Source organism: Micromonospora phaseoli (assembly GCF_900109115.1).
In the GTDB taxonomy this organism is placed as follows: domain Bacteria; phylum Actinomycetota; class Actinomycetes; order Mycobacteriales; family Micromonosporaceae; genus Micromonospora; species Micromonospora phaseoli.
The window spans coordinates 1-21,283 of sequence record NZ_FNYV01000023.1 but is presented as its reverse complement, the minus strand read 5'-3'; the positions used below and the strand labels follow the sequence as shown (position 1 = coordinate 21,283).

The window sequence follows — 21,283 nt, the reverse complement described above, 5'->3', positions numbered from 1 at the left end:
GAGCCGAGCAGGGCGTGCCACACTGGCGCCATGGCCAGACCTCAGACGGTCGACGAGTACATCGACGGCTTCACCGGACCGGGCCGCGAGCTGCTTGAGCAGCTGCGGGCACTGGCCCACGAGGCGGTTCCGGAGGCGAGCGAGGCGATCAAGTGGGGTTATCCGGCGTGGGTGCACCCCTCCGGAACGATCCTCTTTATGGTCAGTGGTCACGCTAGACACGCAAGCGTCGCGTTCACGCCCAGCACTCGCGAGGGGTTCGATGCGCAGCTCGCCGGCTTTGCCACCGGTAAGGGCACGGTCAAACTCCCATACGGCCAACCTGTGCCGGGCGATTTGTTGCGCCGGATGATCGCGTTTCGCGTACGCGAGCACGAGGACGATGGCGTGCTGTGGATGTGACCGTGTCGTGTATTGGTGAGATCGCTTCCACCTGTCGAAACCGAACGTGCCAGGAGCCGTACGACGCACAGATTCGCCGCCGGCCGCACATCAACCCCAAGGTCAGGAAGGCGCACGCATCTGCCGCAACAGGTGCGACCTAGCTGCGAGACAGAGGCGTCTGATCATGGCGGCGTGTGCGATGGGGTGCAACGATCAGGATCATGGCGTCGTTTCGGCTTTTGCGGCGAACCAACCGGGCCTCCCGGTTTGCCCAGGCCACTGTCGAGCCCCCTGCTCCGCGGGCGGCTCTGCCGATCGTCGGTCCGGCTGCCTCCTGCCGAGGGCAGGGCGGGATCACTGGATGGGCTGCGGTCGTGTGGTCCAGGTGGGGTCGATGCGGTTGAGCAGCGCGTCTTGATGGTCGGCGAGGTGGGCTGGCAACGGTAGTAAGACGAATCGGCAGGCAAAGCGCATGTCGCTGTCCTGCCCGGTTCCGGTGACGGTGTGCTGCCAGGCAGCGGGTGTGTGAGCCGGAGTTCGTAGGTGGAAGTAGGTGGTGTGGCGGGGCTGACCGGTTTCGGGGTGTGGCTTGTGTTCCGCCCCGATCTCGCGGACCAGGCTGATGTCGTGCAGGCCGGTTTCCTCGGCGACCTCACGTAGTACGGCGTCGTGCAACGTCTCGTCGGGCTTGACGCCGCCGGCTGGAACCTGGGTGCCGGCGGCGGGGTGGTCGACGTGGTCGAAGACGAGCAGTTGCACACCGTCGGGGGTGACCCGGAGGACATAGGCGGCGACGCGGAGTCGCGGGACGAGCCTCATCTGTGCATTGTGCTCGGCCGCCATGAGGCGCATCGTCAGCGGCCGGGGCCAATGAACGCTCATGCCGCAGGTCGGGCGTGAAAGATGGTGACCGATCGTCTCGCATGCTCGGGCTCTGTTGCTGTGCGGGTCTAGCGCTTTTGCCAACTCGTCGGCGCCCTCGGAGGCGTTCTGTGCCTGATTATGCTGAAGAGCAAGGATTCTCCAACTCGGTAGTCTCGGTCGGTGCAGATACAGCTCGGCAAAGGCGATGACTCCACCGGAGTTATCCGGACCGACCCCACGCCGGTCACTCGTCTAACGATCATGACCATGGTCGAGGCTGGCGACTGGGCGGTGGAGCTTCCGCGTCCGCTCATCCTGCACGCTGGCGAGCAGGTATGGATCGAGGGCGCGGCGGTCTTCGTCCGGCAGCCGGACGGAGACGTGGTCCGGCACGACGGCGACGGTTTCTGGCTATGTCGGTAGAACCCGCCGCTCGACAGTGGACATTTACATCGAAAACCTCTGACATGGCCGCCGGTCGTGGCGATGACCATGCGCCCCGAACTAAGCGGAAGCCAGGTCGTCCACGCCGAGGTTGGTGATCTATCCTCTGGCTTTCTCATCGCGACAGGCGGGCAAGGGTGGCATGAGCTACGCAGCGCTGATCCGGCCGGTGATCGACCGGGTTTATGTGGGCCTTCGAAGCACGGGACGAGACCGCATGCGAGCGGTCTATGACCGGTACGACGTACGGCCGGGTTTCGAGACCAGCTTCTACTTCGGGCTACTAGCCCGTCCAATGACCGCTGACAGCTTCGCCGCCGCCACCACCTACTCCGGATCCGATATGTCCGGCGAGCTTGAACAGGGCATAGCAGAGGTCGACACCGACGGCACGTGGCGGCTGACCGAACGAGGCCGCGAGGTGGCGCTGGCCGTACAGCGTGCCTTGGGAGATTGGGCCGAGGAGTTTTGGGATCGGAAGCCGATCGCGACGATGCCCGGCCTGGCTATCGTTCCTCGACTGGCGGATCTCGTCGGTCGCCTGTTGGCGGCAGGCCAAGCCACCGGCGGCCCGGCTTTTCGAGCGATGACTCCGGTGTACGAGCCATCTGACGCCACTCCGACCGTTCGCCTGACCTCTCGGCTGGGGGCGCTGCGTCATCACCGGGCTGACGCACACCGAGCGGCCTGGGCCGCTGCGGGACTCACCCTGGCACAGCTAAGGGCGCTGACACTCCAGGATCCGCAACGGCAGACCATCGAGGAAGCGACCAACCGGCTGGACGAGCCCATTTACCAGGCACTGTCAGCATCCGAAAGAGACGAGTTACTCGCTGGTCTGGGAGCACTGCCCGGGTAAGTGGCAGACGGCGGACGCGACTGGCTTCACCAACTGGCAGCAAACAAGGCATGCGGATCTGCCGCCGTCCGCGCGTCACGTAGCGTCAGGGTGGTGCCTGTCGCTCGCAGACCGGGACTACAGATGTGAGTGCGCTAATCCGGCGACAAAGCACGGTCGCCGTCGTTGGGTTGCCGGTCGCACCGATCGTTCGCCGCTGGTCCGTTAACCGTCTCTGCACACAAGGCCGACGGGCACACCAGTGCCGAGCTGGCCGAGCCATTTGATGTGGCCAACCCGACGGGTTACCTCGCCGCAGCGGTCGGTGGTGACGTGGCCGCCACCGCTGCGGCCGCCCGCCGGGTCGCGCGCTCGGCCTCCAAGGGATGGCCGGACATCGCCACCCGCGCATCGCCGAGGTCGTCGATCGCGTTCCGGACTGATGTGGCGCGCGCGCCCGGCGCCGAATCGAACCGCCAGTCGGATGGTGGACGCGCGGGAGCAAAGAACTCGCTGATCAGGGCGGCCAGCCGTAGATACGGCGACAGGGTCTGCACCAGCATGGTCGCCTCGGACGCCGGCCCTTCGATGACCGGAAGGTCCGCGACGTTCATCGCGGCCCGGAGGCGGAGGTGCAGGGGTCCGTCCTGCTCGTCCAACAGGTCCCGGAAGGCGATAACGTCCGGTACGAGGGTCGTGGTCGTGTCCTCCGACCGCAGTTTCTCGATCACCGCCCGGAGCATGGCGAACACGTCGTCGGCCAGGACCGCGTCGACCACCTCGGCGAGAGGGACGGGCTGGGCCTTCTCGCCATCCTCTCCCTGCTTGGCCCGATAGGTGACGCACGCACGTGCCGCCCGGATCAGATCCCGCGGGTGTCCGCCGGACCAGGCGTGGCAGAAGTACATGGCGGGGAAGGAGAAGTCGGTGGCACGCAGCGCGAGCAGTTCCGCCGACTCCTGGTACGTCAGGCGGCTGACCTCGACGACCTCGTCGAACGCCGAGTCGAAGACGTCGCGCACGACGACCCCGCGGGCGGCGAAACTGTGCATGGCATCGGTGGACACCGACACCAGGACGTGTACCGACCGGATGTGAAAGAGATCCTTGATGCCGTTCACGACGGCGACGACGTCCTCGGGCCTGTCCATCTTGTCGAGCTCGTCGACACAAATGATCACCAGGCTGCCGGTCACGCGTACCACCGCGCGCAGGAAGCGCCGCAACTGTTCCACACCGTCGGCTTCGGTCGCGGTTCGTTCGGCGACGCTAACTTGGTCCTCACCGGACAGCGTGAACAGCCCAAGTTTCAGCCGGACGCCGTTCTTGGCCTGGGTGGTTTCGGTGAAGTGCAGATACGCCAACTCGGCCCGGGCCAGCCGCCGCAACTCCTCCGCCGGGGTCATCGGCCACGGGAACGGAGCGTCCGCTCCCCGCCGGAGGTCCACGAGGACCCGCCACAGCGATCGGAGGAAAAGACCGAGCCATGCCCCGAAGGCGACGAACAGGAACACGGTGAGGGTGCTGACCCCCCATTCGGAAGCGCCGGACGAGCTGCTTTGCTCTTCCGACCATAGGAAGAGGAGCACGACCAGGGCGACGGCGAACAGGAATCCCTTGAGCACGTTGACCAGCAGGCTCCGGCGTCCGCGGGTGGGGGTGGTCGACACATACATACCCGCGCCTGGTTGCAGGATTTCTTGGGCCAGGGTGCCGTGGATGAGGCGCACCAGCTCGCCCGGTTCGTACCGCTTGGGAGCTGGGACCCGGATGCCGAGCGAGGCACGGTCGCTGGCGATCAACTGCTGCATCATGGTCGACTTGCCGACCCCACGCGGTCCCGCGATCCCAATCGCCGACGTCGGGTGGTCGGCGATGAAGCGGACGAGGTCGAGGTAGGTGGTCGACGATGTGGCCTTCTCGATGCCGATGCCCACCAGCGTGGGCGCGAACCGGGAATCGAACAGCGAACCGTACTTCTTCTCGTCGGGAGTGCGCTCCAGGATGATCTTGCGCAGAAGGCCGGCGACGGCATCCTCGAAGGCGTCGACCAGCAGTCCATACTTGTCGCGCCGGGCCGCCCACCGCTGCTGGGCGGCGCCGTACTCGTCCATCGTAAGGGCCGCCGCGACGACAGCGATCGCAGCGAGAGCGGCCGCGACCCACCCAAAAGCGCTTCCCTTGCCCTGGCTCCAGGTGATGACGGAGACGAGGGCCAGAACGAACCCGCCGGTCGTGGTCAGGGCGTGAACCCAGTACCGCCGCTGAGCCGTGAACGACGCTGCGGCGTCGGCGGCACGACACGCGGCAAGCTCCGGAGCGAGCCTCGCGGCGAGCTCGCCGGTCCGCCCGGCAGCCGCCCTCGCCAGGTCCGGGTAGGACTCCTCAGGCTGGCGGAAGCTGTCCGGCCGGTCCCGAAGCATCCAGAGGGCGGAAGCCTCCGGATCAAGATCCATGAGTTCCGCGGTCAGGTTGCCCGCCTTGGTATTCACGTCACCCGCCTTCGGGTTGCCGATCAAGAGTCCATCCTGGACCAGTAGGTCCGGTTTTTCATCGCCTTATCAGGCGACTTGGTTCGTCGCCCGACCGAAGGTGCGCCCGTTCCGGCGCCGCGACGCTCGGAGCGCTACAGCGAACCAGTTGCACCCCTTCGGCTCGGTTCTAGCCATGCACTTATCTGCCGCAGATCGGGCTCGACGCAGCGGATTGAGGGGTCGTTCCCTGGTGGCCGCCGGGCTGCCTGAGGCCCCGAAGCCTGGCGGGCCACGGGCGCAGGTAATTGATACAGGTAGCCGGCGACCGCGCGCCCGATCTGCATCCGCTCGTTTGACGACCAGAGCTGATGGCTCGGCCGTGCTTAGTCCTCGAGTGGATCCCAGTGGTTGCTGTAGCTCAGCAGTGATTGGGCCAGGTCGGGGTGAGCGGCCGCCCACACGTTGTCGAACAGGAACCACTGCTGGTACCCGAATGATTGACCACAGTGCATGGCGACTTGGGCAAGATGGTCGTCGACCTCGATGCGCGATGCGTCGGGGCGTCGGCCGTCGACGTACCGGCCCGATGCGATGAGCGCCATGGCTTCGTGGTGGGCGGGGCCGTGCTCGTTGGGCAGGTTGGGCCACGGGTCGGCGTTGAGGTTGAAGCCGGGCCATCTGTTGCACCGCTCCAGCGCCGGCCCGACGGCGTCTTCTTCGGGCGCGACGAGTGCTCGCAAGACCAGCAGCTCAGGCGGCCATGCTGCACCGCTGTCGGGGTCCGCGGTCCGCAGATGTCCGGGCAGTTCCCACAACCCGACCCCCGGGAATACCAGCGGCTGGGAGCAGGCGAGGCTCGCGCCGTCGTAGAACGTGAGGAACACCGCGTACGTGCTGGCGTCACCGGTACCGGCGGGCGTAACGACTGCCACCGGCACATCGGCGACGAACGACGTCACCTCACCTCCCGCGCCAGGCAACGGCCACGACTGGAACAGGTATGCCAACCGGTCGGGGGCGGTCGCGACCACCTTGTCATCGAGGAAGAAATAGGCCAGTTCCACCTCGTCGTCATCGGTCCGTACCCGGAGGCTGTGATCGTCGAGGCGGATGAAGTCCTCGTCACCCTCGACGTACAAGTGCTGATGCAGGAGCTCGCGCAGCTCGCTGGTCGTTGCCGGCCGAGACAGGCCGTGCTTCCGTGCCGCCTCGAAGATCGAATCGAGGCCGTAGACGTCACCGCCCAGCTCGTTCTCGACCCAGGACTCCGGATCGTCGCAGTCCCAGCCTCGCCGAAACCAATTCAGCACGGTCTCGTCCGGCAGCCGCCGGACCCGCTTGCTGAACAGGCCCTCGTAGTGGGAGCGATACACGAAATGCACGGCGTGACGGTACTGCAGCCGGTCACGCAGATGTGGACAGCCGGAACCACTCTTCTGCCGCGGTCAGGGTGCTCGTTGGGCGTCATCGCTGAGGTTAAGGAACTCTCGAAGACGCTGGCAGAGGCTGCCGATTGCCAGTTGATGATCCTCATCGGTGACCAGGCGGCTTTCGTCTGCCTGGTCGCCGAAGGTCTCGGCCAGTACCAGCGCCCAGAAAGTCAGCGGGCTGTGAAGATGGCGTTCGGACATCCACTGCTGAAAGCCCGCGAGTTCACCGCACCCGCGCGCAAGGTCGAATCCGGTTACAACCGCGAATGCACGGTCGTACCTTGGACGCCCGACGTACATCCCGAGACGGTGCTCGATCATCGAGGGGACTTCAGCCCACGACAGTGCTTCGTCATTCACCGAGCCGTCGCCTTCCCGAGTTCGCTCAGCCACTGGATGCCGAGCCTGTGGCCGTCGGGGAATTGGTCGTCGCGATCCCAACGCCACGTAGTGATCATCGCCAGCATGAGGGTCCGGCAGTCTCGGAGCAGATGATGATCGACGCCCGGGTAGAGGTCTGCGACCTCGTCGGGTGCGTGGGCCAGGTCGAACTCGATGGGCCCCCGGCAGCACGTCTCGAAGTCGATGAAGAGCAGGCCAATCGGGGTCGACAGCAGGTTGCCGGGGTGAGGTTCGCCGTGCAGGAGTTGTTCGGGCCGGCCGCTATCGCTGACCGCTCGGCGCAGGCGGTCCAAGGTGCCGGCGAGAAAGACCCGGTCCGCGTCGGTCAGGTTCGGCGTCCGGTCGTGGTCGGCCACGAGCGTTTGGGCCTCGGAAACCCGGTCCGTGAAGTGCGGGGTGAGCAGATTGACCCGGCGCATTCCGGCGTGCAGACGTTCGAGCGCGCTGGCGTAGTCCGCAGGTGGGATCGCTTGAGTCACCGGCTCGTAGTAGGTCCACAGGGTGACCACGTAGTCGTCCCAGACGAAGACCCCGGGTGCTGCCAGCGCGGCCACCGGGCTCCCGACCTCGAACAGTCGCTGAGCAATATCCACTTCAAGCTGGCGCTCTGATGCGCCGCTGGTGCCACATGCGCCAGCACGTCGCAGGGCTGCAGACGCAGAGTGAGCTTGTTCGAGTTGTGCAGGACAGCGACGTCATCGGCGATCAGACCGAGCGACGAGGCGATCGACATGGCTGCCTGTGTCGCCCGGTGGGCCGCATCCGCCTGCATCGGAGCACCGTAACTCAGCGCATTCAGCGCAGCAGCCACAATTCTGCCTCCCCTGCGCCAGCCAACGAGAGCGGCGGCGACGGCGACTGCACCCGGATCTGCCGCTGATGGGGCGTAAGGCTGGGTGAGACCTCGGTAGACGCAAAGCGCAGATGGTGCTGCTTCGCTGAGAACCTCGATCTCGAGGCGGTGCCCTGTGGCTCCTTCATGATGGCGGCCATCAACGGCATGATTGGTTCGTGCAGGCCTGGACCGATGGTGACCTTGAGACGGAGTTCGAGCAGCGGCTCGATGAGCTCCTCGCGGAGCTCTGCCCGGACTGGCGGCATCCAGAGCTGCCTGAGCCGTATCGCAACAACGATCGTTTTGTGGCATACAACCGCCGGAACGCCAAACGCCTGCACCTCGGTGACCTTCTGGCAGCACGGCCCGAGGTCGCCGCTGCCGTGGCCGATCGGCTGTTGGCGGTGATCGTGTGCGATGAGGATGTCTCGTCCAACAAGCAGCTGATCCACCCGCTGCTGGTGGCGCTCGGGCGACGCCACGTGCAGCGCTACCTGATCTCGGTGATCGAGACGGGACCGGAACATAAGAAGGTGTGTGCCGTCCGTGCCTGGTACTGGTCCCAGGTCAGCCTCGTCTACGAGTCCGTCGAGGCCCTTCGTGCGCGCCGGCCAACCCCGACGAGCCGGGCCGCGGACGACGAGGTGGCCGATCTGCGTGGCCTGTATCGGATCGCCTGCCTGGCCGCATTCCTTACGTGCCGGCATGTGGCCACCCGAGAGTGGCTCGCCCGCGGATTCATCCTCAAGGACGAGTACTACCCGGCAAACCTGCACGATCTCGTGGCACAAGCCCGCATAATCGCCGAGCGAGACGCGCATCGGTATAAGGACCTGCTTGCCAAGGACGACGACGGAACGAACATGGCGCAGCTTCGCTTCGACGGCCACTAGCTGGCAGAGTAAGCCGCCTTCTTCTGCCGCTGCGAGCGTGTCTCTTGGGTTGCGTTTAGCAGGTCGAGTGGAACAGGCCTGCGACTGCGGTGCCACTGGTGGCGAGGTTGTTGTAGATCTGGACTGCCTCGGTGGTCTCGGCTACGTGGACGGCCACCCCGCGCTCCTCCAGCAGTCTGAGTGTACGCGGGTCGACCTGCAGTTGTAGTTGCATGCCACGCGACAGGACGACGGTCGTGGCGCCGTGGGCTAGAAGCTCTTGGACATCGTCGGGCTGAACACCGGGGTTGTGGCGGGTACCGGTTTCGGACCAGTCCCACGAGCGGCCACCGCCGGGGTAGAGCTTGAAGTCCTTGCCAACTCCAAGGTCCTCGACGTCCATGCGACCCCACGAAATCGACAGGACGAGTGGCGAACGAGTCGTCTCACTAGACACGGTATCCCCTCGTTGAACGGAGCCGCGTCAGCCGCGGCCAGACGTTCTGTACAGGCTGCGGAACCTTACTCTCTATGCCGCCGTCCTGGCGTCAGAGCCCGTGACCGAGGACGGCAGAGGAGTGTGGCGCGCGGTCGCGGCGATACGCCGTGTTACTAGCGCCCCGGCCGATGCAGCAACTGCCGAGACGACTCGAAGCCCAGCCGCTCGTAGACGGGCACTGCTCTACGGCCGGAATGGACCGTCACACGAAGGGATCCGAGGCGTCTCGCATGCTCTGAAGCAGCCTCCACGAGCGCCGACCCGATCCCCTGTCCTCGGTGCTCTGGCATGACGAAGACGCTCTGGATGTCTGCCGATAGCCGACTTGTTGCTCCCGGTCTCGGGACCCGAGAGAGGAGTGCGACCCAGGCCATCCCGACAATCTCTGCGCCGAGGAGTCGCGCAACGAACGCCGCATGCGAGTGCTGATGGGCGGCCCACCACTGCGCGAGGTCCACCGCGAAGGCATCAACGCACTGCCGCGATGGTTCCTCGTTGAGGGTATCGCGCCACAACAGCCCGGCCAGGCCCCCGATGTCATCCGTGTCGGCCTGACTGATCCTCACAGGGCAAGTCTCCCACTCGGTCGACCAGACGAGCGCGAGCCCGAGCGCAACTGTCCTTCAACCCCTGGCGACCGGATCTGCCGCCACCCGTGCGCGTCCCCTCGATGGCCTGTTTGTGCCGGCTGGAGGCCGTTAGGCTCCACATATGGTCCGGGATGAACTGCTGCGGCTGCGCGCGAGGGCGGAGGCTGAGGCGGCGACGTTGGCCCAGGATCTGGAGGCGCTGTTCCTGGCATCGCGGGATTCGAATGCCGACGACGAGCACGACCCGGAGGGTGCCACCATCGGCTTCGAACGCGCCCAGTTGACCGCGCTATTGGCCGTGGCGCGGGAGCGGATCGCCGACGTTGACGACGCACTGCGTCGGGTGGACGCGGCGACCTACGGCGTCTGCGAACGATGCGGGCAGCCGATCGGCGATGAACGGCTTGCCGCGCGGCCGTTCGCCCGCTTCTGCATGGCATGCGCATAGGGCATGAGGAGAGTGAAAACTGGGGGCGCTCACTAATTCCAACGAAACGTTTACGCGGGCCACGACCAGGTGCGCTCAACTGCCGCGATCCGCGCGCATAGGCGAGCGCGTCGCCACGGCTAGTCATCCGGCCATGGCATCCTACAGCCTCATCGGCAAGGGTCTCAGTCCATGACGGCGGTGGCCTCGACCTCGACGAGGTAGTCGGGGCCGGCGAGGGCGCTGACGCCCAGCCCGGTGAACGGCGGGACCGGAGTGACTTCGAGTTTCGCGGCGGCCCGGGTGATGCCGTCGATCAACGGCGTCATCTTGTCCGGGGTCCAGTCGACGACGTACACGGTGAGGCGTACCACATCACCGAAGGACCCACCGACCCCGGCCAGGGCCTTGGCGACGTTGAGGTAGCACTGCTCGACCTGCGCGGCGAGGTCTCCGGCGCCGACCGTGCCCCCGTCCGCGTCGACGGCCACTTGGCCGGCGATGAAGACCTGCTTCGCGCCGGTCGCGACCGCGACGTGACGGTACAGGTCGGTCGCCGGTAGTCCTTCGGGATTGACGAACGAGACGGCCATGGTGCGCTCCTTCCGGAAGAGTCGCCGATCGGCGACTCCTCAAAGCTCGGCCTGCCGGTCGTGGGCCAGGCGGACCCGTTCCCTCAGCTCGGTGAGGATCCGCTCGGTCACGCCCTTCCTGTTGAGGCGTCGGAGGTGGGAGTACACGGTCTGCCAGGGCGGGAAGTCCACCGGCAGGTACCGCCACACGCACCCGGTCCGCACTACATACAGGATGCCGTCGACGACCGCCCGGCGGGAGTGCTTCTCTGGTTTGCCCATCCACTGCGGCGACGGCAGCATCGGCTCCACGATCTCCCACTCGGCATCAGTCAGATCAGACGGGTACCGCCGCATTCGATCCGTACCCGTCTACCGGCCCAGTCAGGCTCATCGATCGGACCGGCTGTGCGACACGCCCGACCAACCCACAACCCAAACGCGCTCTCAGCCCGATCGACCTACTGGTATGGAGCATCACTGGACCTCCTCGACGAGCACGCAGCCGTGATCACTTCGCAGACCCGCTGGTAGCCACCCGCTGGAGCTACTGTGGCACGTGACGTGGTTTCGAATCCGCTGGGTCGGGAGCCCGAGTGGGAAACGAAGTGTCACTGTGGTTCGCCGCCGCGTCGCCCACCGAGCCCGGTCGGTCAGCAGGGTGATCAGGGCGGCGTCAGCCCTGCCAGGAGCGTCGTGACTGGGCACGGAGAACTCGCCGCCGAACTGATTAGAGCGGATGGACCGCGACCAACAGGCACGGTCCCAGACGAGCCGCCCGGATCCCGGTGACGACATCTGGACCTGGGTACGCGAGGTCGACGTCGACAACACCACGTGGCTGACGCAGATCATCGACCGGCACGGGTGGCCTCGACGCAACGACGTCGGGAAGGACGTCGCCACCGCCGCCTGGTTGCTCGCGCAACACGCCGACCACGACCCAGACTTCCAACGCCACTGCCTGGGACTGCTCGAACAGGCGGTAGCAGACGGTGTGGTCGCCTCACGCGCGCCCGCGATCGCCTGCTGCACCTGCGCTAACCCAGAGCTCACCGTTCGACGCCGCCCTCGCGGAGGCGTTCTTCGCCACCCTCAAACGCGAACTCGTCGTCGACCATCGACGCTGGAACAGCGAGGCCGACGCCCGACGCGACATCTTCCGCTGATCGCCTTCGACAACCGCCGCCGTCGCCACTCCGCCCTCGGCTACCGCAGCCCTGCCGAGTACGAACGAACCCTCGAACCCACGACGCTGCACCGATTGCGGCATAACCCGGTGTCCAGACCCCCGGGGGAAGCCCAGTTCTGCCATCCACACAGCGTGAACGTCGACACGCCGCCCGGCCGACATGCCGACATGCCGAACAGCGTGTCAACCAACACCGTGAACGGTGGTGGTCAGGGCACTAGAGGATACGGCGCCGTACCCGCCATACCACCACACCGATCAGGACCGCCGCGACGGCGACGAACAGGGCCGCCTCGATGAGTTGGAACGTCCAGAACCGGTCGGCCGGGTGGTAGATCTCGAACTGCTGGATGCCCCGCGCGTGCAGGAACTGGTTGAGGTTGGTGCCGGCCCGGTTGGCGGCGGCCTCCAGCTCGTAGTACTCCGTCCAGCTCAGCCTGCGCCCAGTGGCGTCTGCGTAGCCGTGTTCGATCATCCAGTCAGCGAAGCTGGGCACGGGCCGGTGCCCCGCCTGGTCCATCGAGCCGCCGACGGGGACCGGCTCCATGGTGGTGAGCGGCGTGGCGTACGCGGGACGGGCCAACAGCGCCACCGACATCCGGGCGGCGAGGAACGCCCCGAACGCGACGCCGAACGCGGGCAGGCTGCGCCGCAGGATCGCCCCGGCGGCGGTGGCGACGCCGAACGCGAACAGCGCGTACGCCACCGGAACAAGTCCCTCCACGTCGAAGGCGTCGTACTGGAACCGCCCTTCCCACGCGTCGAATGGCTGCCGGAACCAGGTGAGCACCGCGGTGAACATCCCGGTGAGCATGACGGTGACGCCGGCCAGTGCCGCGAGCTTGGCCGCCAGCCAGCGCATCCGCGGCACGGCCTGCGTCCAGGCGAGCTGCCAGGTGCCGTCCTCCAGTTCGCGCGCGAGCAGCGGCGCACCGAGGAACGCACCGATGACGACGGGGACCAGATAGAAGCCCGCCAGGAGGTTCTCGACGTACCCGTACTCCTCGTCGAGCCGGCGGAAGGAGGCCGCGCAGTCCTCGTTGACACCGGCCTCTCCCGCACACCGGGCGGGACCGCCGGGGAACAGGTCGTGGGCCTGCGTCCCGAGCACGAGCAGGGCAATGCCGAACATGCCGACAAGCAGACCCAGGACGCAGACCTCGGTCCGGTGCTGGCGCCAGATCAACCACGTCATGCCGCCACCCCCGACGTGACCGCGGCGCTCGGCTCGGACGGCCGGCGCAGGTACGCCAGCACCAGGTCCTCCAGCGCGACCGGCTGGGCCTGCCACCCGGGCGCGGCGGGGATCGCTCCGTCGCGTACCAGCAGGGTCGTGTGCCGGTCGCTGTGGACGGCCTCCACGACGGCGCCGGCCCGGTCGAGGTCGGTGGCCGTGCGCGGGCCGACGAGCAGCCGATGCTCGGCGAGGAGGGTGTCGATGTCACCGGTGAGCGTGACCCGGCCGTGGTTGAGCACGACCAGGTGGTCGCAGACGCGCTCCAGCTCGTGCACGACGTGGGAGGAGAACAGGACGGTCACTCCGCCTTCGGCCACCGCGCCCATGAGGACCTGCAGGAACTCGTGCCGGGCCAGCGGATCGAGGCTGGCCACCGGCTCGTCGAGGACAAGCAGGTCCGGCCGCTTCGCCAGGGCCAGAGCCAACGCGACCTGGGCCTGCTGCCCGCCGGAGAGCGTACCGGCCCTGCGGTCGAGCGGGATGCCCAGCTTCGCCAACCGGCGCTCGGCCAGCCCCTGGTCGAACCGCAGGTTGCAGGCCCGGCCGAAGCGGAGCATCTCGGCGACGGTGAAGCGCTTGTACAGCGGGTGGTCCTGGGCCAGGAACCCGACCCGGGACAGAGTTTGCGGGGTGCTGGCGGTGACGTCGTGGCCGAGGACCTCCACCGTGCCGGTGCTCGGTGCCAGCAACCCGACGACCAGGCGCAGCAGCGTGGTCTTGCCCGCGCCGTTCGGCCCGACCAGGGCGATCACGCCGCCCGCCGGCAGGGCCAGGGTGCAGTCGCGCAGCGCCCAGCCCTTCCGGTACCGCTTGCCCACACCGTCGGTGCGCAGCGCGAACTCGCTCGCTGTCACGCCACGTCCTCATTCCTCGTCTGCCGGTGGACGGAAGTAAAAAGCGCGTTGACCGCCTGCTCGTCAAGGCCGGCCGCGTAGGCGCGGCGCAGCCAGGTCGTCAGGCCGCGGCGCAGCGACGTGTACGTCGATGCCGGCATCACGGCCGACTGCTGTTCATTGACGAACGTGCCCTGGCCGGGCCGGCCGGTGACCAGGTTCTCCTGCTCCATCTGCCGGTACGCCTTGGCGACAGTGTTCGGATTGATCGCCAGGTCCTCGACCACCTCGCGGATGAGCGGGAGGCGGTCACCGGGTTGGAGAAAGCCCAGCAGCACCGCCTGGCGGACCTGCTGGACGAGTTGCAGGTACGGCGGCACGCCGGAGTGGGTGTCGAGCCGGAAGACGAACACGGTAGCCCCTTACTGCTTTGCTAGTAACATAGTAAAGCAGTAAGTTGGCGGTCAAGAGAGCCGGGCCCCTGGCGACGGTGAACCTGTCACGACCGGACACGGCCCGTCCCCATCTGACAACCCGGCTCTGGTGTCAGGTCGGGCTGTCCCAATCGAGGGCCTCGGCCTTCGCACCAGGCTCCCTGCGCATGGGGACATTCACCATGGCAACGACCACCCGCACCCGGACGACCGACACGGCGCTCACCACCGCCGAGGCCGCATCCGCGCTACTGAACTGCGAACCCGCGCCCCTGGTGGCCGACGCCCGCCCGGTCCGGGCCTACCCGACACGACGATGCCCCTGAACGAGCTGCGGATGCGGCGCCGCCGAGCCGAGCGTGTCGTCGCCACCGCTGTCGTGCGAGGTGATGTGTCGGGACCCACCCACCCGGGCGGCCGGTGTCAGGTCGCCACCGCAGTCCGACCACACCATGCCCGGACCTCGACACGGGGTCGGTCCGGTTAGCAGCGGCGACCCGTGGTCTTCCCCGCATTGTTGCGGGTTGGCTCGTCGGTACAGTCACGGTCGGTTCCGGGGAGGTCGTCGACGTGGCTGAGGTCGATCAGGCGGTGCAGCGGGTCCGGACGACGCAGGCCTACCGGTTGCTGGTCGTCGGGTACCGCTGCCTGCTCGTGGCGCCGGTCATGTTGGTGGTGGCCATCGCGTTGACAGCCGTCTGGTCGCTGAAGCCGCCGCTGGTGTACGTCCCGCTCGTGATGACGTTCGCGACGGTATTCACGGGGGTGATCACCCTGTGGGTGGGGTTGATCGTCCTGCACTCCCGGCGACTCATGCCCACCTGGAGGCACCGTCCGGCATGTGGCGGTGATGAGAGCCCTGCGACGGGACACGGTCGCGCAGATCAGACGCCCGCTACGTGGTTAAGGCTGGCGCCAGACACGGACCCGGAACCGTTCGATGCCGGTGGGTAGTTCGTCGGCGTACCAGGCGTCCTGCCCGTACAGGGCGCGCAGCCGACGCCGGCCGGTGGCGTGCACGTCGACGGTGTATGTTCCCGGGGCTCCGATGGGCATGAACGGGGTCAGCATCCGCTCGTCGAAGATGCTGATACCCAGCGTGCCGCTGGTCGAGTGCAGTTCAGCGTGTCCGTGGGCTTCCCATTCGCCGGTGTCCGTCGGTGCGGGACCGTCCCAGGCCTCGACGGTGACGTGTGGGCGGTGGCCGGTGCTGATTTCGCTGAACAGCTGGATCTGTTCGGTACCTGCCCAGCAGAGCACGGCGGCGTTGGTGTCGGGGTGGCCGAAGGAGTCGAAGTCGCCGCCGATGATGGTGATCATGCGGTAGTCGGGGGTGGGCGTGGCGTCGATGCTGCCCAGCAAGGTCGCCACCGCACCTCCCGAAGGTGTCTCACAGGATTCGGTGTGGGCCTGTCACTCCGACGACGGGCTGGCCCACACCGAACGCTAGCGGACGGCCGGAGGTCAGTGGTGGATCTGCACCGCTCCGGCGGTTACGGGTAGGGGTTGGAAACGGGCGCGGGTTCCCGCCGACGTCGACGCGCCGGACAAGGTCGCCTACGGGCTGACCTGGCGGCAGCGGGGCCGACCACCAACGCGGCGACGGGGCACCCTGCGTACCGTCGGCACCCTGCTCGCCCTGGATGCGATCTGGTCCACCATCGACATCCCCACCGAGATCGGGGGGCAGCGCAGGCTGGTGGTGGACGAGGCGTGACTGCTGACGGGCGACGGCGAAGGCGCCCGGTTCCTGTTCCGCATGGCCAAAGCCGCCCGCAACGCTCCGCCGGACTCTGCGTCATCACCCAGGCCGCCGCCGACGTCCTCTCCACCGACCTCGGCCTGGAAGTGGTCTCGAACGCCGCCACCCAAATCCTGATGTGTCAGAGTACTCAGTCGATCGACGCGGTCTCCGAGGCGTTCAACCTGACCGCCGGGGAATCGCGGCTGCTGCTGTCCGCACCCAGGGGCGAGGGACTGCTCGTCGCCGGCCGCAGCCGCGTCCCCCTTCCGCGCCGTCGGCTCCGCCGCCGAACACCGCATCGCCGTCGATGGTCTGGACTTCGCCGCTTCTCGAGGAAATCCATGACGGAACTCCGGGATGTATGAGCACTGGTGGGGTTGGTGGAGTTCGGTTCGGCGAAGTCATAAGGGTTTGGCGCGGCGTATCGGGGCTCCCGCGGCGCGTGGTGGGGCTGCCGGTGGCCGTCAGGGAAGGAAATGCACCTCGGGGAAGGCCCGGCTCGGGCCGTCGAGCAGCCGGCTCCGGACGCCACGGAGGTGACGGTCGAAGAAGGCTAGCGGGTAGGCCTGCTGGATCCGGATCGCGCGGGCCGGGTCCAGCGTGCCGATCCATCCCTCGAGCTCCTCGTCACTCATGCCCATCAGCCTTGCCAGCTGTGGAATCAGCGATTCGTGGTCGCAGTAGGCGCCGTGCCGGCCGCCCTTGGCCCGCACGTTGAGCCGCCAGCCGCGCAGGAGTTGCCAGAACTCCTCGACGGGCGGCGCATCGATCCGGTTGAAGTCCGCGGTCATCAGCATGAACGGCCGGTCCAGGGCGGCGGGCCGTGGCCCCGACTCCATCGGGCCGTCGAAGCTGAGGCCGGCCCGTACGCGGCTGTCGACGTTCATGACCAGGGCGGCGGCGGTGGCGCCCTTCGAAAAGCCACATACGCCGACGTGGCGCAGGTCGAGCGTGGCGGCCAAGCCGGCGGGCAGCGGAAGGTGCCCGGGGTTGCGGCCGGCGGCGATCTGCTCGAGGCGGTCGAGGACGAACACGACGTCGTCGGCGTGGGTCCACGGCGTGGTCGACTCGTCGTCGGGGACGGCGAGCCGGCCGTCGGGGAACTCGACGTAGGCGTCGTGGGGATGGTCGACGGTGGCCACGACGTAGCCGTGGCTGGCCAGCTCCTGTACCACGACGGTGGCCTCGGAGCGGTGGCCGTTGGCGCCGTGCGAGAACAGGATCACGGGATGTCGGCCGGGGAGCGCCGGAGCAGCCTCGCGACCCGACGTGAGCGGTCCCGCCGCGACGTCGGGGTCGAAGCCATTGTCCCCGAGGAGCGCCCGCAACGGCGCGGCCGGCATCCACGGCGCCCGCGGATAACGCCGGGCGCCGGGCGCAGCCGGGTACCACACGCTGGCCATCGTGTTGCGGTCGGCGAGGTGCAGCGAAACGGTGCCGACCGGGTGTGGGCCGGCGGGTGCGGGCAGGATGAGCCGGGCCGGGGCGGCTATCACCCGGCCGGCACCGGCGGCCGTGGCGAGCGGGACGGCTAGGCCGGCGGCGAGCAGGCTGCGGCGGGTCAGGGTCATTGGTCCTCCGTGGTGGTCTCGACGCGGGCGATCAGCACCTTTAGGCGGCCGATTTCCTCGGCGAGGGCGGTGTTGCCGGCGGGGGTGAGGGTGATCCAGGTGCGGCCGCGCTTGCCCTCGTAGCCCTTCTCGATGTCGATCAGGCCGGCCGTCTCCAGCACGGTCAGGTGCTTGGAGAGGTTGCCGGCGGTCAGGTCGAGATGTGTGCGTAGGTAGCCGAACTCGACGCGCCGTGCCTCGTGGGCGATGGCGAGGATGCCCAGCCGCACCCGCTGGTGCACGACCTCGTCGAGGCCGGTGACCGGGTGGCCGGACGGGTCCGGGGTGTCGGTCTCGGTGGTCACCGCTGCTGCTTCCGGTGGGCCTTTGAAAAGCCGATGCCGCCCGCCAGGAGCACGGCGCCGACGATGAGCTGGGGTGGCGTCATCGCCAGCCGGGGCTGGATGTCCGTCCCCGACATGAACGACGGGATCCCCCACTCCGGCAGGTGCATGCCGTCGGTCGTCGGCAATACCACCAGCACCAGCGCCAGGTAGGCCAGGGTGAACAGCAGCAGCGCGACGTTGCGTTCCAGGCGGGCCAGCACCAGCAGCGCGAGCCCGATCAGACCCCACGGTGCGATCAGCCGGTCCAGAACGATCCACCAGAACGGAACCGGGCCGCCCCCGAAAGGCGGGTGGCTCGGGAAATATGCGGCCGCCGCCGTATACGCGGCCGTGAACACGACGGCTGTCGCGGCGCCGGTGATCGCGTACGGCAGCACGCGGGCACCCAGCCCTCGCGCCCGGGCGGCCCGCACGTAGCTGACCGCGATCACCGCGTAGGCGATCAGGAGCGCGGGCGGCCAGTAGTAGAGCATGCCCCGGCGCGCGAACATGCAGCCGCTGCCGTCGCACCGCACCTTCATGAAGAGCCAGTCGAACGGGATGGCCCCGACGGTCACCACGGCCAGCGTCAGCAGCGCCACCCAGGTCAGGCGCTGGTCACGGCGCACGCGGCCGACCAGGTTACGTACGTCGGCGAGGAGGCGATGGGGGTCGTCGCCGGCGGATACCGAGTCAGTGGTCATAGCAATAGGTTTCCACAACAAACCTGTTTGCGCTAGCACCAGATTGGCGAAGCGCATCCGGCGATGCGGTTGTCCGTGCCTCGTCGCGACGAGGCAGCCGGTCAGGCTCAGGCAGGGAAGGAAGCCATGCCGGCAGGGCGCCGAACACGAGCAGAAGGCCGCCCAGCTCGCTGATCCCGACCCACGCGATGTCGTCATGCTCCTCAGGTGCACGGTTGGTGGGAGAGCCGACCCAGTCTCTGATCTGCCAGACGCCCACGTGGACGGCGTCCTCGCCCGTGCCGGCATGCAGGTCGCCCAACCGTGACGAGGACTCCGCCACAATGTGAACCCCTAGCTCCTCGTGCAGGACGTCGGCTCGGACCGCTGCCGGCTCACCCTCGGCTCCTGGTCCTGGCCCAGCCTCGCCGCCACCATCGCCCGGTACGACACCGAGATCGAAGTCGTCGGCCCCGCCGAGCTTGTCCACGCCTTCGACCACCTGGCCCGCCGCTTCGCCAAGACCGCCGCCGGCCCCACCCCTCGCGGGACTTCTTGATCGGGTGCGCGCTCATGCCGCAGACGGCGCGTCGTGGAGCGTGGCCGTCGGCGTACCGAGGGCGTCTCGGACATGCCGGGTTGCGGATGTCGTTCGGACGGTCCTCGACGTGGATGTGAGTACAACGCGTGCTGTATGAAGCACGGGCGAGCGGAAGGATCCGTAGCCGAGCGGAGCGTAGATGATCACGGGGTATGACACGGTTCTCATCACCGGCGCGCCGGTGGACGCAGGCATCCGCGCGATGCTGGACAGTCTGCATGGCGCATGGCCGAACATGGTGGTCGCTTCGGGCAGGGAGCACGTCGGGCCGTTTCTTCCCTGGTCGACGATGCGTGTGCGCTCAGACAGGCACTGATCAGTCAGGCACATAGCTGACCCCCTCCCGCTGCGACGCACTCAAATCGAAATCCGCTCGTGCCGCTGTCGGTGCGCGATCGGGCGGGCTACAGGTTCTCGGACTCTGGCCAGTTGAACCAGTGAGTGTTGGGTGGCATGTCTGGTGCGTACCGGCTCACGTCTCCTGTCGTCAGTACGTCGGCGACCTGGCGGAAGGTGGTTGACTGGCTGGGCGGTGTGTCCTGGAGAAGGTCTGGGTGGTGCCACTGATCCAGCCGCATGATCTCCGGGATCCGCCGCCGCAGCTCGACTTCGTCGGCCAGGAGCAGCTCCCGGTGGTCCGGGACGAGCCGGCGAAGCACATCGACCAGATCCTCACCCCGCTCGGCGGCTACCGCGATCCGCCGGCCCCGTACCACAATCGATGTCCCGTGATAGATCTCGGGCTGGTCAACGTCCTCAATCTCGTCCCAGTTGTCGACCCGGCTGAGGAAGTCCTCGTTGCCGTAGCCCGCTTCGCCCTCGGTCAGACAGTTGCCGCCAGTGCCGTGGTCGGCGTGACTCTCCATGATTGCTGGATGAGTCGGCTGACGGACCTACCCGAGCAGCGCCGCCGCCGCGGCCAGGGTGGCCAGCGACAGCGTCGTGGTCACTATCACCGCTCGGTTGGCCACCGCCTCGCCGACGCCGTACTCCTGGCCGAAGATGAATGTGTTCTGCGCTGTCGGCAGGCCCGCGCACACCACCACGGCGAGCAACTGCGGCGCGGATAGGTGCAAGGCCAGCCCGGCCGCGTACGCGATGACCGGCTGTGCGACGAGCTTCAGCGCGGTGATCACGGCCAGCTCGGCCGGCTCGGCCGGCTCTTCCCGGGACGGCGTCGTGCGGTGCAGCGACGCGCCGAGCGCGACCAGGGCGGTCGGAACCGCGGCGCCCGACAGCAGGGTGAGCGACGCGCTGGCCGCCGACGGCAGATGCAGGCCGGCAGCCGAACATGCGACACCGAGCAGCGACGCCAGGAGCACCGGGTTGCGTACCGGCAGGGAGGCGATACGGCGGACCCGTACCCGCCCGGCCGGGTCGCTGTGCCGGTCCAGGGCGACCAGAATCACGGGCGTCACCACCAGCACCTGCAGCAGCACCACCTCCGCCAGGAACGACACGTTGCCGAGAACCTGCGTGGCGATCGGGATGCCGAGGTTCGCCGAGTTTACGTACCCGGCGGCCATGCCCCAGATCGGCCGTTCGCCGGGCTCGCGACCGAACAGCCGGCTCGCGCCGACCCACCCGAACCCGACAACCGCGGCCGTGCTCACCCCAAAGGCGAGCAGCGAGCGGCCGGCGAACCCGGAAAGCGGCATTCGGGACAGGGCTAAGGGACGTCTCGTAACTCCGTCGGACGTCCATGATGGATCATTTCGGGGTGCAGGTGATCTCGGCAGCCCGCCCGGAATGGATCTTCCCGTTCACCGGGCTGCAGCCCGTCCAGTTCCGCCGGCTGGTCAGGCTGGTCGCCGAACGCGGCGGTGACGCGATCGCCGATGGTCGACCGGGCCGGCAGTGGTCACTCGACCTTGCCGATCGGGTGCTGCTGGTCGCGGCGTACTGGCGGACGAACCTGACGATGAGGCAGATCGGTCCCCTGTTCGGGGTGTCGCACTCCGCCGCGCATCGGGTCATCGACACCCTCGGGCC

The 21,283-nt window shown here is 67.7% G+C and carries 28 protein-coding genes and 3 pseudogenes; 12 read left to right on the top strand and 19 right to left on the bottom strand.

Annotated elements, in window-relative coordinates; translation table 11 throughout:
- Positions 1 to 30 precede the first annotated feature (30 nt).
- A complete protein-coding gene (locus BMY89_RS29435) occupies positions 31 to 402 on the top strand; it encodes an iron chaperone (protein ID WP_092383736.1) in 372 nt (123 codons plus the stop codon).
- A 336-nt stretch (positions 403 to 738) separates the two neighbouring features.
- On the opposite strand, the gene BMY89_RS29430 is transcribed toward BMY89_RS29435, so the two are convergent.
- On the bottom strand, positions 739 to 1,203 hold the full coding sequence (locus tag BMY89_RS29430; protein WP_092383738.1) for an NUDIX hydrolase: 465 nt from the start codon (positions 1,201 to 1,203) through the stop codon (positions 739 to 741).
- Between the two features lie 306 nt (positions 1,204 to 1,509).
- Here BMY89_RS29430 and BMY89_RS30675 point away from each other — a divergent pair, with 306 nt between their 5' ends.
- Complete coding sequence (locus BMY89_RS30675; protein WP_170147800.1) at positions 1,510 to 1,671, top strand: hypothetical protein; 162 nt, start codon at positions 1,510 to 1,512, stop codon at positions 1,669 to 1,671.
- Between the two features lie 163 nt (positions 1,672 to 1,834).
- Positions 1,835 to 2,551, top strand: coding sequence for a hypothetical protein (locus BMY89_RS29425; protein WP_092383734.1), 717 nt, complete (start codon positions 1,835 to 1,837; stop codon positions 2,549 to 2,551).
- 284 nt (positions 2,552 to 2,835) lie between these two features.
- Here BMY89_RS29425 and BMY89_RS29420 read toward each other — a convergent pair whose 3' ends face one another.
- The 4 genes from BMY89_RS29420 to BMY89_RS30745 all read right to left on the bottom strand — a co-directional run bounded on the left by BMY89_RS29420 (position 2,836) and on the right by BMY89_RS30745 (position 7,390).
- Positions 2,836 to 5,049: a P-loop NTPase family protein gene (locus BMY89_RS29420; protein ID WP_092383732.1), complete on the bottom strand. Its 2,214-nt coding sequence runs from the start codon at positions 5,047 to 5,049 to the stop codon at positions 2,836 to 2,838.
- 338 nt (positions 5,050 to 5,387) lie between these two features.
- Positions 5,388 to 6,386 carry a hypothetical protein gene (locus tag BMY89_RS29415; protein ID WP_092383730.1) on the bottom strand — a complete coding sequence of 333 codons (999 nt, stop codon included), beginning with the start codon at positions 6,384 to 6,386 and terminating at the stop codon, positions 5,388 to 5,390.
- Between the two features lie 63 nt (positions 6,387 to 6,449).
- Complete coding sequence (locus BMY89_RS29410) at positions 6,450 to 6,794, bottom strand: hypothetical protein (protein WP_232521618.1); 345 nt, start codon at positions 6,792 to 6,794, stop codon at positions 6,450 to 6,452.
- Positions 6,791 to 7,390 (bottom strand): phosphotransferase family protein, encoded by a 600-nt coding sequence (locus tag BMY89_RS30745; RefSeq protein WP_232521617.1) that lies wholly within the window; start codon positions 7,388 to 7,390, stop codon positions 6,791 to 6,793. Before BMY89_RS30745 ends, BMY89_RS29410 begins: the two co-directional genes overlap by 4 nt.
- Positions 7,391 to 7,847: 457 nt before the next feature.
- Here BMY89_RS30745 and BMY89_RS29395 point away from each other — a divergent pair, with 457 nt between their 5' ends.
- Complete coding sequence (locus tag BMY89_RS29395; RefSeq protein ID WP_139218047.1) at positions 7,848 to 8,564, top strand: hypothetical protein; 717 nt, start codon at positions 7,848 to 7,850, stop codon at positions 8,562 to 8,564.
- Between the two features lie 55 nt (positions 8,565 to 8,619).
- Here the strand turns inward: BMY89_RS29395 and BMY89_RS29390 are convergent, their stop codons facing one another.
- Positions 8,620 to 9,000 carry an Mth938-like domain-containing protein gene (locus BMY89_RS29390; protein ID WP_092383722.1) on the bottom strand — a complete coding sequence of 127 codons (381 nt, stop codon included), beginning with the start codon at positions 8,998 to 9,000 and terminating at the stop codon, positions 8,620 to 8,622.
- A gap of 155 nt (positions 9,001 to 9,155) precedes the next feature.
- Positions 9,156 to 9,608: a GNAT family N-acetyltransferase gene (locus tag BMY89_RS31645; RefSeq protein ID WP_092383720.1), complete on the bottom strand. Its 453-nt coding sequence runs from the start codon at positions 9,606 to 9,608 to the stop codon at positions 9,156 to 9,158.
- A 145-nt stretch (positions 9,609 to 9,753) separates the two neighbouring features.
- Between BMY89_RS31645 and BMY89_RS29380 the strand changes: the two genes are divergently transcribed.
- Positions 9,754 to 10,080, top strand: a complete 327-nt coding sequence (locus BMY89_RS29380; RefSeq protein WP_092383718.1) for a TraR/DksA family transcriptional regulator — start codon at positions 9,754 to 9,756, stop codon at positions 10,078 to 10,080.
- A gap of 164 nt (positions 10,081 to 10,244) precedes the next feature.
- On the opposite strand, the gene BMY89_RS29375 is transcribed toward BMY89_RS29380, so the two are convergent.
- Together BMY89_RS29375 and BMY89_RS29370 are read right to left on the bottom strand one after the other, a co-directional pair.
- Positions 10,245 to 10,652, bottom strand: a complete 408-nt coding sequence (locus BMY89_RS29375) for a RidA family protein (protein ID WP_092383716.1) — start codon at positions 10,650 to 10,652, stop codon at positions 10,245 to 10,247.
- Between the two features lie 39 nt (positions 10,653 to 10,691).
- Positions 10,692 to 10,988, bottom strand: coding sequence for a transposase (locus tag BMY89_RS29370; protein ID WP_092383714.1), 297 nt, complete (start codon positions 10,986 to 10,988; stop codon positions 10,692 to 10,694).
- A gap of 382 nt (positions 10,989 to 11,370) precedes the next feature.
- Here BMY89_RS29370 and BMY89_RS31640 point away from each other — a divergent pair.
- Positions 11,371 to 11,616: pseudogene (locus BMY89_RS31640) on the top strand (DUF6624 domain-containing protein); the annotation flags it as partial.
- 76 nt (positions 11,617 to 11,692) lie between these two features.
- Positions 11,693 to 11,868, top strand: a pseudogene (locus BMY89_RS31230) (IS3 family transposase); the annotation flags it as partial.
- Positions 11,869 to 12,040: 172 nt separating this feature from the next.
- On the opposite strand, the gene BMY89_RS29365 reads toward BMY89_RS31230, so the two are convergent.
- The 3 genes from BMY89_RS29365 to BMY89_RS29355 are packed head-to-tail and all read right to left on the bottom strand — an operon-like array spanning position 12,041 to position 14,306.
- Positions 12,041 to 13,018, bottom strand: a complete 978-nt coding sequence (locus tag BMY89_RS29365) for an ABC transporter permease subunit (protein ID WP_092383712.1) — start codon at positions 13,016 to 13,018, stop codon at positions 12,041 to 12,043.
- Positions 13,015 to 13,914 (bottom strand): ABC transporter ATP-binding protein, encoded by a 900-nt coding sequence (locus BMY89_RS29360; protein ID WP_092383710.1) that lies wholly within the window; start codon positions 13,912 to 13,914, stop codon positions 13,015 to 13,017. The genes BMY89_RS29365 and BMY89_RS29360 overlap by 4 nt, the downstream gene beginning before the upstream one ends.
- A complete protein-coding gene (locus BMY89_RS29355; protein ID WP_092383708.1) occupies positions 13,911 to 14,306 on the bottom strand; it encodes a GntR family transcriptional regulator in 396 nt (131 codons plus the stop codon). Before BMY89_RS29355 ends, BMY89_RS29360 begins: the two co-directional genes overlap by 4 nt.
- A 203-nt stretch (positions 14,307 to 14,509) precedes the next feature.
- Between BMY89_RS29355 and BMY89_RS30670 the strand changes: the two genes are divergently transcribed.
- Positions 14,510 to 14,653: a hypothetical protein gene (locus BMY89_RS30670; protein WP_170147801.1), complete on the top strand. Its 144-nt coding sequence runs from the start codon at positions 14,510 to 14,512 to the stop codon at positions 14,651 to 14,653.
- A gap of 291 nt (positions 14,654 to 14,944) precedes the next feature.
- Here the strand turns inward: BMY89_RS30670 and BMY89_RS30665 are convergent, their stop codons facing one another.
- Positions 14,945 to 15,088: a hypothetical protein gene (locus BMY89_RS30665; RefSeq protein ID WP_170147802.1), complete on the bottom strand. Its 144-nt coding sequence runs from the start codon at positions 15,086 to 15,088 to the stop codon at positions 14,945 to 14,947.
- 142 nt (positions 15,089 to 15,230) lie between these two features.
- Positions 15,231 to 15,698: a hypothetical protein gene (locus tag BMY89_RS29350; RefSeq protein WP_092383706.1), complete on the bottom strand. Its 468-nt coding sequence runs from the start codon at positions 15,696 to 15,698 to the stop codon at positions 15,231 to 15,233.
- Between the two features lie 241 nt (positions 15,699 to 15,939).
- Here BMY89_RS29350 and BMY89_RS29345 point away from each other — a divergent pair.
- Positions 15,940 to 16,416 (top strand): annotated as a pseudogene (locus BMY89_RS29345) (conjugal transfer protein TraC); the annotation flags it as partial.
- A gap of 119 nt (positions 16,417 to 16,535) precedes the next feature.
- On the opposite strand, the gene BMY89_RS29340 reads toward BMY89_RS29345, so the two are convergent.
- From BMY89_RS29340 to BMY89_RS29330, 3 genes are read right to left on the bottom strand one after another with little or no spacing between them, the layout of a single operon-like run.
- The gene (locus tag BMY89_RS29340; RefSeq protein WP_092383704.1) at positions 16,536 to 17,642 is read right to left on the bottom strand and encodes an alpha/beta hydrolase family protein; all 1,107 of its coding nucleotides are present in this window, start codon (positions 17,640 to 17,642) and stop codon (positions 16,536 to 16,538) included.
- Positions 17,639 to 17,986: a transcriptional regulator gene (locus BMY89_RS29335; protein WP_092383702.1), complete on the bottom strand. Its 348-nt coding sequence runs from the start codon at positions 17,984 to 17,986 to the stop codon at positions 17,639 to 17,641. Before BMY89_RS29335 ends, BMY89_RS29340 begins: the two co-directional genes overlap by 4 nt.
- Positions 17,983 to 18,768, bottom strand: coding sequence for a hypothetical protein (locus BMY89_RS29330; RefSeq protein ID WP_232521616.1), 786 nt, complete (start codon positions 18,766 to 18,768; stop codon positions 17,983 to 17,985). The genes BMY89_RS29335 and BMY89_RS29330 overlap by 4 nt, the downstream gene beginning before the upstream one ends.
- A gap of 286 nt (positions 18,769 to 19,054) precedes the next feature.
- Here BMY89_RS29330 and BMY89_RS29320 point away from each other — a divergent pair, with 286 nt between their 5' ends.
- Positions 19,055 to 19,249, top strand: a complete 195-nt coding sequence (locus BMY89_RS29320) for a WYL domain-containing protein (protein ID WP_232521615.1) — start codon at positions 19,055 to 19,057, stop codon at positions 19,247 to 19,249.
- A 181-nt stretch (positions 19,250 to 19,430) separates the two neighbouring features.
- Positions 19,431 to 19,607, top strand: coding sequence for a hypothetical protein (locus BMY89_RS30660; protein WP_170147803.1), 177 nt, complete (start codon positions 19,431 to 19,433; stop codon positions 19,605 to 19,607).
- An 88-nt stretch (positions 19,608 to 19,695) separates the two neighbouring features.
- Here the strand turns inward: BMY89_RS30660 and BMY89_RS29315 are convergent, their stop codons facing one another.
- Both BMY89_RS29315 and BMY89_RS29310 read right to left on the bottom strand, forming a co-directional pair.
- Positions 19,696 to 20,157 carry a DUF7003 family protein gene (locus BMY89_RS29315; protein WP_232521614.1) on the bottom strand — a complete coding sequence of 154 codons (462 nt, stop codon included), beginning with the start codon at positions 20,155 to 20,157 and terminating at the stop codon, positions 19,696 to 19,698.
- Between the two features lie 27 nt (positions 20,158 to 20,184).
- The gene (locus BMY89_RS29310; RefSeq protein WP_232521613.1) at positions 20,185 to 20,949 is read right to left on the bottom strand and encodes an AEC family transporter; all 765 of its coding nucleotides are present in this window, start codon (positions 20,947 to 20,949) and stop codon (positions 20,185 to 20,187) included.
- Positions 20,950 to 20,996: 47 nt separating this feature from the next.
- Between BMY89_RS29310 and BMY89_RS29305 the strand changes: the two genes are divergently transcribed.
- Positions 20,997 to 21,283: helix-turn-helix domain-containing protein (locus tag BMY89_RS29305; RefSeq protein WP_232521612.1), on the top strand; the 287-nt coding region annotated here is incomplete at its 3' end.

Bases quoted from the DNA above. Each gene is read 5' to 3' on its own strand.
- BMY89_RS29435 (WP_092383736.1), top strand. From the start codon at position 31: ATGGCCAGACCTCAGACGGTCGACGAGTACATCGACGGCTTCACCGGA.
- BMY89_RS29430 (WP_092383738.1), bottom strand. From the start codon at position 1,203: ATGAGGCTCGTCCCGCGACTCCGCGTCGCCGCCTATGTCCTCCGGGTC.
- BMY89_RS30675 (WP_170147800.1), top strand. From the start codon at position 1,510: ATGACCATGGTCGAGGCTGGCGACTGGGCGGTGGAGCTTCCGCGTCCG.
- BMY89_RS29425 (WP_092383734.1), top strand. From the start codon at position 1,835: ATGAGCTACGCAGCGCTGATCCGGCCGGTGATCGACCGGGTTTATGTG.
- BMY89_RS29380 (WP_092383718.1), top strand. From the start codon at position 9,754: ATGGTCCGGGATGAACTGCTGCGGCTGCGCGCGAGGGCGGAGGCTGAG.
- BMY89_RS29375 (WP_092383716.1), bottom strand. From the start codon at position 10,652: ATGGCCGTCTCGTTCGTCAATCCCGAAGGACTACCGGCGACCGACCTG.
- BMY89_RS29370 (WP_092383714.1), bottom strand. From the start codon at position 10,988: ATGCGGCGGTACCCGTCTGATCTGACTGATGCCGAGTGGGAGATCGTG.
- BMY89_RS29365 (WP_092383712.1), bottom strand. From the start codon at position 13,018: ATGACGTGGTTGATCTGGCGCCAGCACCGGACCGAGGTCTGCGTCCTG.
- BMY89_RS30670 (WP_170147801.1), top strand. From the start codon at position 14,510: ATGGCAACGACCACCCGCACCCGGACGACCGACACGGCGCTCACCACC.
- BMY89_RS29340 (WP_092383704.1), bottom strand. From the start codon at position 17,642: ATGACCCTGACCCGCCGCAGCCTGCTCGCCGCCGGCCTAGCCGTCCCG.
- BMY89_RS29330 (WP_232521616.1), bottom strand. From the start codon at position 18,768: ATGCGCTTCGCCAATCTGGTGCTAGCGCAAACAGGTTTGTTGTGGAAA.
- BMY89_RS30660 (WP_170147803.1), top strand. From the start codon at position 19,431: ATGATCACGGGGTATGACACGGTTCTCATCACCGGCGCGCCGGTGGAC.
- BMY89_RS29315 (WP_232521614.1), bottom strand. From the start codon at position 20,157: ATGGAGAGTCACGCCGACCACGGCACTGGCGGCAACTGTCTGACCGAG.
- BMY89_RS29310 (WP_232521613.1), bottom strand. From the start codon at position 20,949: ATGCCGCTTTCCGGGTTCGCCGGCCGCTCGCTGCTCGCCTTTGGGGTG.